Origin of the sequence: Oceanospirillum beijerinckii DSM 7166 (assembly GCF_000422425.1) — a bacterium.
Taxonomy (GTDB): domain Bacteria; phylum Pseudomonadota; class Gammaproteobacteria; order Pseudomonadales; family Halomonadaceae; genus Oceanospirillum; species Oceanospirillum beijerinckii.
In genome coordinates, this window is record NZ_KE383835.1 from 1 (window position 1) to 13381 (window position 13381).

The 13381-nt window shown below is 43.0% G+C and carries 11 protein-coding genes; 9 read left to right on the top strand and 2 right to left on the bottom strand.

The genetic code is table 11. From position 1 onward, the window contains the following. The 3 genes from H579_RS27420 to H579_RS28365 all read left to right on the top strand — a co-directional run. Positions 1-258, top strand: a 258-nt coding sequence (locus H579_RS27420) for a transposase (RefSeq protein WP_028301364.1), incomplete at its 5' end; no start/stop codon positions are given. 213 nt (positions 259-471) lie between these two features. Next, positions 472-1002: an adenylyl-sulfate kinase gene (gene cysC, locus H579_RS0123505; protein ID WP_028302675.1), complete on the top strand. Its 531-nt coding sequence runs from the start codon at positions 472-474 to the stop codon at positions 1000-1002. Between the two features lie 52 nt (positions 1003-1054). Then, on the top strand, positions 1055-2770 hold the full coding sequence (locus tag H579_RS28365) for an aspartyl/asparaginyl beta-hydroxylase domain-containing protein (protein ID WP_157834700.1): 1716 nt from the start codon (positions 1055-1057) through the stop codon (positions 2768-2770). Between the two features lie 105 nt (positions 2771-2875). Here H579_RS28365 and H579_RS0123515 read toward each other — a convergent pair whose 3' ends face one another. Together H579_RS0123515 and H579_RS0123520 are read right to left on the bottom strand one after the other, a co-directional pair. Further along, entirely contained in the window at positions 2876-3880 is a 1005-nt protein-coding gene (locus H579_RS0123515) for an SAM-dependent methyltransferase (RefSeq protein WP_028302676.1), read from the bottom strand. A gap of 17 nt (positions 3881-3897) precedes the next feature. Continuing rightward, positions 3898-4818, bottom strand: coding sequence for a phytanoyl-CoA dioxygenase family protein (locus H579_RS0123520; protein ID WP_028302677.1), 921 nt, complete (start codon positions 4816-4818; stop codon positions 3898-3900). Between the two features lie 729 nt (positions 4819-5547). Here H579_RS0123520 and H579_RS27430 point away from each other — a divergent pair. The 6 genes from H579_RS27430 to H579_RS0123545 form a co-directional block, all read left to right on the top strand. After that, positions 5548-6843 carry an SAM-dependent methyltransferase gene (locus tag H579_RS27430; RefSeq protein ID WP_051228319.1) on the top strand — a complete coding sequence of 432 codons (1296 nt, stop codon included), beginning with the start codon at positions 5548-5550 and terminating at the stop codon, positions 6841-6843. 267 nt (positions 6844-7110) lie between these two features. Next, entirely contained in the window at positions 7111-8346 is a 1236-nt protein-coding gene (locus H579_RS27435; protein ID WP_157834701.1) for an SAM-dependent methyltransferase, read from the top strand. A 9-nt stretch (positions 8347-8355) separates the two neighbouring features. Continuing rightward, on the top strand, positions 8356-9312 hold the full coding sequence (locus H579_RS0123535; RefSeq protein ID WP_028302678.1) for a methionyl-tRNA formyltransferase: 957 nt from the start codon (positions 8356-8358) through the stop codon (positions 9310-9312). Positions 9313-9400: 88 nt separating this feature from the next. Then, complete coding sequence (locus H579_RS28370; protein ID WP_169449736.1) at positions 9401-11047, top strand: tetratricopeptide repeat protein; 1647 nt, start codon at positions 9401-9403, stop codon at positions 11045-11047. A 30-nt stretch (positions 11048-11077) separates the two neighbouring features. Next, positions 11078-11674 (top strand): phage tail protein, encoded by a 597-nt coding sequence (locus tag H579_RS28830; protein WP_084624333.1) that lies wholly within the window; start codon positions 11078-11080, stop codon positions 11672-11674. 120 nt (positions 11675-11794) lie between these two features. Continuing rightward, positions 11795-13381 (top strand): DUF4347 domain-containing protein (locus H579_RS0123545; protein WP_028302679.1); only part of this gene is annotated, 1587 nt, incomplete at its 3' end.

Below are 13381 nucleotides of genomic sequence, written 5' to 3' on the forward strand. Positions count from 1 at the left end.
GAGCGATTTATTGAGCCAGGGCCTTTAGGTACAAGGGCATCTCCAGCAGAGAAGATGGCACATAAGTTAAGGACCAAGGCAGGACGAGCGATCTATGCCTTACGTAAACAAACGGTTGAGCCGGTCTTCGGTATTATCAAATCGGTCTTGGGCTTCCGTCAGTTCTCGCTACGAGGACTGAAGGGAGTGACAGGAGAATGGAGCTTGGTGTGTATGGCCTGGAATCTAAAACGAATAGCCAAGTTGCGCCTAAAATAAGGTATTGAACAGGGATATTCTCAAAAAATAGGAATATCCCTGCATAAATCGCAATTTTTTCTGATTTTTAAGCCTATTGACGGCTTAAGTCCGACAGGCTGCTAGTAAGTGGTAAGTTGTTCTGGTAATAGTTATTACACTAGTGACAATACTGGCGGATCTTTATATCCCCACCGGCTGAATAAGTTGAGACGTTTTAAAAGGAAATGTTGAATGTTAAGTGATTCAGGAAGTGTCCTTCCACATCTTTACTGGATAACAGGACTATCGGCCTCGGGGAAAACAACACTGGCTGAAGCGTTACAAACCGCTTTGCAGCAGCAGGGGCAACAAGTGATCGTCCTGGATGGAGATAACCTGAGAAAAGGATTATGTTCCGATCTAGGGCTAAGTGAAGCGGATCGTAAAGAGAATATCCGGCGGGCTGGTGAAGTGGCTCGTCTATTGTTGGAAAATAATGTCAGTGTCATTTGTGCACTGATTTCACCTTATCGACAGCAAAGACAAGCTATCAGAGAAAGTGTGCCAGCTGAGCAATTCTCAGAGATCTATCTGGCCCCGGCAATTGAGACCTGCATCAGCCGCGACCCCAAGGGGCTTTACGCTAAAGCATTGGCCGGAGAGATCAAAGGTATGACTGGATTGGATGCGCCTTATCAGGTGCCTGAACAACCTGAATTTAAGTTTGATACCGAAGTGCTCAGTGTGCGGGATATGGTGACAACGCTGCTTTCAGCTCAGTAAGGTATAGGTCATTAAGTAATGCCATAGAGAATGGTTATCAGGGAGAGTGCAGTTGAAAGAACAAGATGATTTGCAGGGATGGTATCCGATTGATTTATTGGCTGGTGATCAGCCTCAGGTTGTTTGGGTAAATCTACAAGGAAGACCATTGTCTCAGCCTTTCTTTTTCGATGATCTGAGGCGTGTGCCAAAGGCGAGCTATCGTACTCTGCCATTGGATTCTCTTACCGAAAGGGGTTATTCAACAAGCCTGTACCCGTCAGCGTTTATCTTTCATGTCTCTCGCTGTGGCTCAACCTTGATGACACAGCAACTGATGCAATCGGCTCGCTGTCATGTACTATCCGAGCCACCAATACTGGAAGCAGTGCTCAGTTATGGTCGCAAGTTGTCCTCTGCTTCTGAGCGTCAAAAGCTTCTTTACTGCGCAATTACCGCCCTGGGGCAGTCCTTAACTCCTCGACAGACGCACTGCATTATTAAACTGGACTGCTGGCACCTGGCTGATCTGCCATTGATTCAACAGGTTTTTCCTGATGTACCCTGTTTTCTGCTCTATCGTGAGCCAGAAAAAATCTTTGCCTCTCACCAAAAACAACCGGGCGTGCAGATGGTACCAGGGCTGGTGGATACGGGAGCCCTGCCGATGGATACCTCTGCAATCCCCATTGCTGACTTGGCTGGCTATCAATTGGAGGTGTTGCATGGTCTGTTTACTTCTGCGTTGGAACAGGCTGAACATGAGCCGGTAGCGCTAAAGTTAATCAATTATCATCAGCTGCCGGATATCACAACACAAGCTTTTGCCCAGGCCATCGCACTTGATCTCACGGAACAAGAGTTAGCTGCAATGCAACAGCGCTCCCGTAAACATTCAAAACATCACACTAATGATTTTAAACAAGAAACAGAGAAGGCGTTTACTTCATGCTATCAAGCGCGTTTAGAATCACTTGCGGCGCAGTATCAGCAACTGGAAACCATACGTAGCCAGCGACAGTGGTCCGTTTCCTCAGACTGCCCTTTTCAAGACAAGGAGTTTGTTATGACCGATGCTTACCATAAGCTGCCAATGACTTTTGATGTGATACGTCTGCAACAAGATTTGGCTTGTTTGCAAGACAATCAATGGTTGGAGCATATCAATACAGGTGTACATGATGGCGGTTGGACTGCTTTGCCTTTAAGGGCGGTTGATGGTGAAGTAGGTAATGCAGCGGTTGTGGAAATGGATCCTGAACGTTACCAAAGTACGCCTTATCTGGAGCAAAGTGACTACTTGCGGGAAGTCTTGGCCAGTTTTGATTGTACCTTGGTGTCTGCCCGCTTGATGTCGCTGAAAGCGGGACAGGAAATTCGTCGCCACACGGATATGGATCTCTGTTTTGAAGATGGGTGTGTGCGGTTGCATATTCCAGTTCAAACCCATCCGGATGTGATTTTTCTGATTAATGATCAGCCTATTCACTTTGGCGAGGGTGAATGCTGGTATATGAACGCCAACTACCCACATCAGGTCACAAATAATAGTGTGATAGATCGGGTACATCTGGTTATTGACTGCTTGGTAAACGCTTGGCTGGAAAATATGTTTGTTTGCTCCGGTTATAAGAAAACTGAAACAGTATGCAAATACGGTGATCCGAGTATTACAGATCATAATGTCTTACAGGTGATTGAGCATCTTGAAGCCTTAGGAGCTGATGTCGCTTTTGAAATGGCGAAAAAGCTCAGAAGTATTTGGCTGAACTCACAGAAATCTGCTTGATGTGATTTCTGCTACCTTCAGTTTATCGGATCGAGTAACGATGCTTTCAGGAGTAGGCTGTTGTGTTTATGGTGTCGACAGCAGCATACTCTGAAGAGTCGTTGTTTATTCGATATAGTGGCTCTTAAGCTCTGGAGATTGTCCAACATCATAGGTGAAATAAATATCTTTACCGGGAACGTAGCCTGTATTGAGATTAAAAACTATCGGTGTTGTGAGGCCATCCTCGTATTCTGTTATATGCTCACCTCCGTACAAGCTGATTTCAGTAAATAGGAAAAGATGGTGATACATATTCAGCTCTTTGGGGAGTGTGATTCTTGTACCGGGCAGTGAGCTGCCATTCTCAGGATGAGCGAGCAACAATTGTCGATTCATAGTGAATACGCAGCCCAAGTCAGCTCTATGTGAGCGGCGTTGTTGATTGTTTGTAGGAGAGAATTCAATGCTTGGGTCGGCAGATTTCAGGTGTAGGGCTATTTGCTGGGGAATCAGAGTAGCATTGGGGGTTTGCGTGATAAGGTGACGGTTAATTGCCACATGACCCTCCTGTTTTAATCCAGCTTGTAATATTTCTGAGATAATAACATCAGGCTGCTGTTTGGCCGTTATCTGATACTGTAAAGCATCGATTGTGATGCACTCCGTAATATAGTCCTCCAACTGAAAATAGCTAATCAGCTGTTTTACAATGTTAATAGATTTGATATTGAAGTCCAAAATACTGACTTGAATTGTACTTGGTGAAAATAGGGGAAGTAGGGGAAGTACCAGGATGCCAAATGGCCCGCAGCCAGGATAAAGAATTTGTATTGGCTGCTCCTTTTTCTGTTTTGTCAGGTCATTAATAGCTTTATATAGGGCTCTAAGGTAACGACGGGTGCGGCGATAAGCTAATGCACAATTGCCTGCTGCTTGTGGGCTAAGTATAAGACCACTGTTATGAATGTTGGACGAGGTTGAGTTGTCCAAAGAGATACTTGAAGAATCTATCCAGTACTTTACAAGAATTTGTGTTGCCTGATCTGCCTGATCTTCACTCAGATTTACATTGAGAACCTGTTGCATCCGTTGAATTATATCAATATGTCTTATATACGTTTCTGTCATGTGATACCTCTATTGGCCTACCAATTTTTCATGTCCTTGGGAACCGGGTAATTCTCTAGTTCGACAGGATTGGTTTCCCATAAAGCAGGGATATTAGGTTCGGCTTGCTCATAGATTTGTTGCATGAGGTGTGTAATATCATGAGTTGTAAGTGGGTAATCTTGTTGCCACGCTTGAGGCCATTCTATTTTCCCCCCATTGGCAATAACGTGTGCCATCCATTGTTTTCTCAGTTCAACCCATTCCATGCTATGTACTCCACTATCCATAATGCCTTCCACTGGCCGGAATTCGACATAAATAGTGCGTCTGACACCGGGGGAACGCTTGGGCATAGAGCCATGTAAAAGCATCATGTCATGAATCAAAATATCACCCGCTTTGGCTGGTATATCTATAGCTCCAGGTACTTCCCAGCCATGGTTAGCCGAGATATGCTCTATATCAAGTGAATGGTGTTGGGTGCCTGGGGTACATCTGAGGCAGCCGTCACCTTCTAGTGCATTATCCAGATAAATTCCGATATTAAGATAGGGGTGGTTACGAGGATGAAGGGCATCCTGATGCCACTTGGTCACAGGCTGGGGGTGCTGTTGTTTATAGACGAGGTCCATCTGTAACGGAACTGCACCTCGGCCACAGAGCTCTCTGACGATTGCTGTTAAAGCAGGACATGACAGTAACTCAAGAGAAAGTTCGGCATCGGCAATATGTATATTGTTATATCGCATCAGTCGGGGTTCGATGGAGTCAGGGATGATGCAAGCATCGGTTAAAGGTGTGCCATTATAGTATGCTTTGATGGCTTGCTTTTCGAGCTGCGCCCCTCGTTGTTGCCATTTCTCTAATAGCTCTGATGGTATGGCATTGCTCAGACGAGTGTAGCCTTTTTTTTGATAGTCGTCTTTCTGTTGTTTGCTGACTGGAAAGTTACTCATAAAACAGCCCTGTTTTAAGTACTCTAATAAATATTTCCCCTTTCACTCTGTAGCGAGCAAGTCATGATTGGAGTTAAGGGGAAGACCATTTTTTCAGTGTATATGCAATTTTTTTGGATTTAAGTAATAAATGCAACTCAATTTACACAGCGAGTAAATCTGCTTACAGCCTTGTGAAAGCTCATCGAGGGCAATATCTCTTTTCTTTCAGGTAGTTATAAATTTTCTTGTATCAGTTGAATAATTTTTTCTTTGGCACTTGGAGGGGGGGATCTTGTGTAATAGCCTGTAATAGAGAATTTATGATGCATTGTTTAAGATAGCGACGCTATATTTCTGATTGCAATATAATTCTAGTCTTAATAATAGCTGCTGTTTAGTGCCACTTACCATGATGCTGAACGAGATTATAAGGTAAATCAAAAGGAGAAGCCCTGAGTGTTGTCCAGAACTAAACCCCTATTATCGGGGGGGATGATTTCTGTGTCATTTCATGGGAGTTAACGTCGAAGGTGATCTAGAAATATTTGGGCTATCACTTTGAAAAAAGGCTGGTGATTGCTTTTAGACTGAATGTTAACGAGCCTGTTTGGTCGATATCCAGACTGTCAGTACTCTTATAAATCTCCTACTTATTGATTATGTTGCTATATAGATTTAGTGGTCTGCTATTTTAACCTATTCAGTCAGGATGGCTCAAAATACTTTCAAACTTAAGGAATAAGCAAAATGTCTCATAAAATAAACGATATAATTGATCAAATTCTGAATGCTCCAGAGCATCAACTCCCCTCTCTTAAGCCTTTAGTAGATGAATTGGTTTGCCAGTTATGTGACATTACAGGTATTGAGCTTCATCCAGCATTTTTTCAGGATGAGCATGCAACAGAAACGCCATGTGGCAAAGCAGTATCCATGACAACAGCGGCACAGTGCGCAGAAGAGTTCATTCGCACCCAGGTGTTTCTGCGAGGTGTGTTTCAGGCTATTCAGGATCAGCTGAAAACCCAGGATAGCATCAGGATTCTATATGCTGGCACCGGGCCCTTTGGTCTTCTTGTAATACCTTTGCTACACCAGTTTACTCCGGGCAAAGTTCAGGTTTGTCTGTTAGACATTCACCAGGAATCACTGGATGCTCTGCAAAAGCTGATTGAAATACTTGCTGTCGATGGTTTTATAGAAAATCAGCAGTGTACCGATATTCTGCAATGGCCGATTGAACAACAGCAACCTTTCGATCTCATCATTTCAGAAACAATGAAAGCGATGCTGGATCAAGAGCCTCAGGTATCTGTGTTTCGCCATCTGATTCCTTTGCTGAAACCAGAAGGCGAACTGATCCCTCAAAAAGTTCAGATTAAGGCCTGGTTGACAGCGCTTCCTTCATATAACGCCCACGACTTTTATCTTGGTGAAATATTCATTCTGGATTGCCAGCAAGCCTATATATTAAATCAGCAGAAAACCCCATTTATTAGTGGAAGTTTAGATATACCAGAATCTCCGGAGGTCTATAAGAGTCTAAAGTTCACTACCGATATTCAGGTTTATGGAGACCATTGGCTGACTGAATACCAGTGTTCTCTTAATCTCCCTAGAATAATTACTGGTGCCAATCCTAAACCTGGAACGCAACTGAAATATCAGTATGAGATCAAGCAATACCCTAAGTTTATCTTTGATTATCAAAGGGGAGAGAGTTTCTCTATTGAACATCTGCCGGATTATTTTGAGCTGTCTGACCTTGGTATACCATATTTGAAGCGCTGTTGGTATAAATCTCAGTTAATCAAGCAGAAGCAGGTCACCGAAGATTACTTGAAAGAAGAATATGAACTTGATCAACTATTATTCAATACATTCTTGTCCGATCCTAAGGAAGGAAGCTCCCTGCTTTATATGAGTTGTTCTATGGAGTACGTCGAGCATTATATTGTGGAGAATTTCCATGCGCCTGATAAGGATAAGAAAATAAATGATTTTAAAGTATCCTTAAAAAAAATACTGAATAGAACAAGCTAATGAGTGATCTTTCTGGGACTCATATGGTGAAGTGGAGATACATTAAAGTGTTTAGAGGGTCGTTTTATGTTGTACTTGGCAAATGTACTAAAGCATTGAGTTAAGCATTGGCACGAAAATGACATTTATACCCCAGCTCTCACTGTTCGGCGAGGATGGAAATATTTATGTTGGTTTGTTTGTCACTGATAAGTAGTGATTAATAAAGTTGGTAATACGGAAATAGTATTAACTAACAGGGCTATACATCATACAGTTGGACTTTATATGGATAATTACAAAACCACTTCTACTAGAGTAACGATGCCTGCGGTTCAGGATAAAAGACTGGAGCAGATGTTTAATCAGTTTTTAAGAGATCAGCTGGCAGCCTGTATGAATACTGATGCTGAAAACAGTCATCAAGAAGCTCTGCAGCATAGCCTGGAGCAATTAACAGAATTATTGCTAATCAACTCAAGGCCGGATCATGATCAGCTGGCGGATGCGTTTTCAGAGTCTAACATCCGCCTGCTTAATAGCTTTAAACTGGCAGATTTAAACGAAACAGAACTAAACCAGTCATTTATTAATAAACACGGTCTTGTTATCAGCGTTAAAGATACGCTGAATACCGTCAATGACATTTACCGGGTCAGATCTTTTATCCGGGGCATACATTCTGCTCTGAATGAAACCGATTCATCCCGTGTTACCCACATTGTTTACCCCGCTTGTGGACCGTTCGCACCTTTGCTGCTCCCGTTAATTCGTCACTACAAAGCAAAAGGGGTATTCAGCCCAAACCTGAAAATATCCCTGCTGGATATCCAGCCCGGTGCAGTCAAGGTCCTGAACCAGCTCATTGATGATCTTGATATTCGTGAGTATATCCATGAAGTGTTATGCATGGATGTGATGGATTATCAGCCAGAACTTCCTATTGATTTATTGGTACTGGAAGCGCTTCAGCATGGATTTACCAAAGAAGGGCATATGGCCTTTGCCTGCCATCTGAGTCAGTTTCTCAGTGCAGAAGCCAGAATGATACCTGAAAAGCTCTCTGTAACAGCCTTTCTCAACAAAGGTCAGCGTGAATATGTAGATCAATGGAAAGATCAGGAGCGCGCTCACTCGGATTTTCTGGACAGTGAGATCCAGAACGAAAGAATCATGCTGGGAGAAATCTTCTCTCTGACTCTGGAAACGCTTAAAAGCATAAAGCTTATTCCCTTTGGTGAAAACGCCAGATTAGTAGAGTGTAATCAGATTACAATCCCTCAGGATATCCCTGATATAAATAAATATATCCTGAACCTTGCTGTCAATATAGCCACCTATAGCACCGAAACACTTAATGAATACGACAGCGGTATCACCTGCCCTGTTCCCGACATGTCAGTTTGTATCGACTTCAAACCCAAAGCTCCTGAGCCTGATGATCTTCTCGTCAAAAGCGGAGACAAAATAAAGTTCTATTACAAAATGACTGCCACTCCCGGTTTTCTGCCCACAATTGCCTGAGTCAGCGAAATGAATATTTCTAATATTATTGTCATCACAACAGGTATGGAATCAATCAACCTGATTTCTTTACTGCACAGTAAGCAGTTAGTTAAAGGTGTCGTTATTCCAGGCGCATGGGGGCATATCCAGCATCACTTAAATGAGCAGCTCAGGGCTGCTGGAATCCCATGCTTCCCATATGGCAAAGACAATATAAATCAGACCTTACAAAGCCTGCAGGATATATCTCCGGATCTTGGCCTGATGTTTTTCTGCAGTGAAAAGCTCGACTCGGATATATACCGGATACCTGGCCAGGGAGTGATTAATATCCATGCGTCTCCACTGCCTGAGTACAGAGGGGCTCAGCCCATTTACTGGCAGATCAGAAATGGGGAAACACGCACGGCTCTGACGGCTCATATCGTTGACTCATCTTTGGATACCGGCCCTGTTGTTGCTCAGAAACTCGTAGAGATAGATCCATACGATACGCATCACTGCGTACTGGGCAGAATGTCAGAGATTTTGCCTTCGCTTATTGATGAGATTATCGACAAAGCTGCTGATGGGTTCATTGACCGGCGACCTCAAACAGATCAATGCAGTAATCTGGCTCCCAGAATCAATCAGGATGATCTGCATATTGACTGGAGCAACATAACATCTGAAGCCTTGTGCAATCAGGTCAGAGCCGGTTCACCACATCTGGGTGGTGCCCATCTGTTTCTGGGACAAAGCGTTGCTCAGCTGCTTCAGGCATCGGCTTCAGACATCAGTAATTTCGATACACCGCCAGGCACGATTGTTCGGGTATCTCCTGGCGAAGGCCTTATTGTTGCCCTTAAAGAAGGCTGTATACGTTTAGATATCGTAGCCAACTCTGAAGGTGTATTCGATGGTTACAGGTATGCCTGTCTGTACGACTTTAAAGCAGGGATGCAGTTTCATAAAAGCCCTCTGTTAAACCAGCAGGGACATTAATATGACGGATCATACCGCAAACAACAACAAAGTATTACAACTGTATCAGTCTGGAAAGCTGGATCAGGCTGAAACACTGTATAAAGAGTTGATTGCACACCAGGAGCAACCGTCTCCTGATCAGTATCATAACCTGGCAGTGATCCAGGCAACCCTTGGGAAAGTAACGGAAAGCATCTGCACTCTTGAAGATGGATTAAAAAAATATCCATCCAATGCTGAACTTCTGGCACTGATCAGTTCAATGTATCTGAATACAGGCAAAATAAAGGAAGGCATGGAGTATGCCCAGAGTGCAATCAGTACCAACCCCAGATCCTCTGTCGCTTACCTTTCTTACGCCAGTGCACTGAATCAGTGTAATCAGGTGACAGAAGCTCTGGCAGCTTGTGAGGCCAGCCTGTCACTTTACCCGGAACAGCCAGAAGCATTACTGCTGAAAGCCAGTATTCAGGCCCGGTTAAATCAGAATGAGCTGGCGATACAAACATACCAGCAGGCCATTCATATCGCTCCGGACTGGTTACCGCCCTATATAGCTTTAGGCGACTTACTTGCCGAATCAGAGCAATTTGACTCTGCCATTGAATACTTTCAGTCAGCACTGAACATAGCTCCTGGTATACCTGAGTTAAAACAAAGACTTGGTATGTCGCTGTATGCCAAAGGTGAAATTGATTCTGCTATTCAACTGTATCAGGAAATAATATCAATAAAACCTGAAGATGCTGAAACGCATACATTATTAGGTCATGCACTAAGAGACTATGGCCGATTAGAAGAAGCCGTTGAAGCCTATAAAACAGCATTGCAATACAACCCGGACATTGAACTGGCCAGAACAAACATACAAGAGCTTACCGGTCAGATAATCCCTGCCTGGCATTTTGACATGCTGGCCGATAGCACACGCAATGAGGCGTTTGATCAGGCTTTAAATAAACGGGTAACAAAAAACACCCATGTTCTGGATATAGGAACAGGTTCTGGCCTGTTATCAATGATGGCTGCCAGAGCCGGGGCAAGTAAAATAACCACCTGTGAAGTTGTACCAGAGCTGGCTAATGTTGCTCAACAAATTATTAAAGACAATCATTTTGATCATCAGATCACAGTAATCAATAAACGTTCAACATCATTGCAAGTCGGAAAAGATATAGAACAAAAAGCAGATCTTCTGGTTTGTGAAATACTGGATTCAGGTTTATTAGGCGAAGGCGTTTTACCAACGATCTATCACGCCAGAAAAAATCTTCTTAAAGATGATGCCATTATTATACCTGAATCAGCCGATATACATGCCGTATTGATTGAGTCTGACTCTTTGTATCGTGCAAACTCTGCTGATAGCATTTCAGGATTCAATATTGAAGCATTCAAAGAATTAAACACTGAAAAATATACTATTACTAATCTGGCATCATTTCCTCATAAAACTCTATCGAAGCCAGCACCAGTAAAACATATCAGTTTTATGTATCCCTCTTTATCCACTGAAACAACAACAATGGAAATAGAAATAGAGAAAGGAGGTACTATTCATGGCATAGCTTTCTGGTTCAACCTGAGTCTGACAGAAGGAGTTACTATTTCTACAGCGCCAGGCAATACAGTTAAACACTGGCAACAGGCTATTCAGGCTTTCAAACAACCAGTCACTGTAAATCAGAAAGATAAAATCACATTACTGATCACGAAATCCAGTAGACAGATTAGTTTTAAATTAGATCATTAAATTATTAACCGTCATATTAAGGTGAGTTTTATGGATCCATTAATGGGAACAATTATAACCTGGGGCCCTAATTTCCCTCCTCTGAACTGGGCATTCTGTGAGGGCCAGCTGATGTCTATCGGCAGTAACCCGGCTTTATACTCTCTGATAGGTACAATCTATGGAGGGGACGCACGTACAACTTACTCCTTACCTGATTCTCGGGGAAGAAGCTTTGTTGGTACCGGATATGCTCCTGGAATGCTGCCTTATAACCAGGGTGTGCGTGGTGGGCTTGAATTTGTCACTCTGAGCCACTCAGAAATGCCTGTTCATACCCATACCGCAACATCGAGCGGTGGATCAGGGGCATCTGTTGTACCTGCGATAAATACTCCTGCTACAACTGACACTCCTGCACCTGGCCACTATTTAGCCAAAGGTAATACAACTATCGATTTTGTCAACCATACAGTCGAGATGTATGCTGCAGGTACTCCTGATACATATATAGAAGGCTCATCATCAGGAGCAGGAAGTATAACTATTTCCAATGCTGGATCATCAAGCTCCCACGAAAACAGATCACCCTATATTGTTGCTCGTCATATCATCTCACTTTCAGGTGTATACCCGAGCAGAAACTAAAAGATAAAAATACCACCCGGATACTATTTAAAAAATAGTATCCGGTCAATTATTTTAAAAGCCCACAAAAAAACAAAATAAAAACATTAAAAAGGGCTAAAATGGTCAAAGGAGAAACATATGTCCATAGATAAAAAAATTAGCCCTGAGAACATTTATATCATAGACCACGATATAGATAACATTGAAAAAATCATTCAATCATTTTCACCTGACGATGCATTTTATATACTCAATACTGAATCATCAGGTATTGATCAGATAGAATACTTTCTTCAGGGATACAATGCTGTTGAAAAACTGCATATCATTTCTCATGGCAAAGCAGGATCACTACTACTGGCAGGAGATGAAATCACTACAGATACCGTCCATGAAAACTCTGAACTGTTATCATCAATAGGTTCGTCCTTATCAGATAATGGCGACATACTACTGTATGGCTGTAATATTGCTAAGAGCCAGGCAGGTGAAGAGCTCTTATCTGCTTTAGCAGAAAGCACAGGTGCAGATATAGCCGCATCAGATGATCTCACAGGGAGCCAGAAACTTGGTGGCAACTGGATTCTGGAAAAAGAAATCGGACAAATAGAACATTCAGATCAAAGCAATGCTGTCATTTCACAGCTAAAAAAAGAGTCTCTATTATTATCTCCTTCAATAGGAACGATTAGTTTTGGTAACACAGCACTATGGGACTCAGAGCCAGTAGTCGCTAATCCATCCAAAACAGATATTCTGGGTAGTGGCCTGAACCTAATTATCGATAATAATGGAGCGACACAAACTGATATTGAAATAAAAGCCTCATCGGGAATCAGCTCTGATGCTAGTGATATGGTGCTTGCAGTAGAGGATGGGGCATACGATAAAATTCAGTTTAAAAGCACCGATGGCGGTGCCTTTAAAGTAACATCTATGGTAATAAAGCTGCTGTCTGGAGCTGCTAGGGAGCTTAACTTTACAGCATATAAGAATAATACTGAAATATCAGGTAGTAGTTTCAGCCAAACCTTTAACAGTAATAGCACAGCTTCTGTAGACTTTTCATCAAAAACCGGCTTTACAAATTTAGACGAAATACGCATTACACCGACAGACCCATCTGCTCTAATGCACCTATACTTTGATGATATCGTCATTGCAGCAGCAGAAGCATCAAACAACACTCCAACAATTACACTGCCATCATCACCATCCGTATCGGAAGATGCGACCAGCGTTGCCATTGCGGATGATATTCAGATCGCAGATGATGATGCAGGTGATACTCAAACAGTGACGCTCACCATCGGCGGTGGTACAGCAAGTCTTGTAACAACCACCGGGCTGACTGGCCTGACCGGAAACGGTACTGCCTCTATCTCTTTCAGTGGTTCTCTGACCGATGTAAATAACGCTCTGGACTCACTGACATTTACTCCAACAGCGGACCTGAACGGTACCAACGCAGGTTCTATCCAGATTCAGACGGATGATAATAATGGCGGTACAGATGACAAAACTGTAACGTTTGATATTATCGCTGTTAACGATGCTCCCACCATTACCAGCTCAGGCAACTACGCCCTGACGGCAGTAAACGAAGAAACATCATCGACCGGAGTACTGGTCTCTACGATTCTGGCTGACGGCAATATAAACAGAGCAGATGTCGACAGTGGTGCCAGCAGTGGTATTGCCGTGACGGCAACCACAGGTACCGGA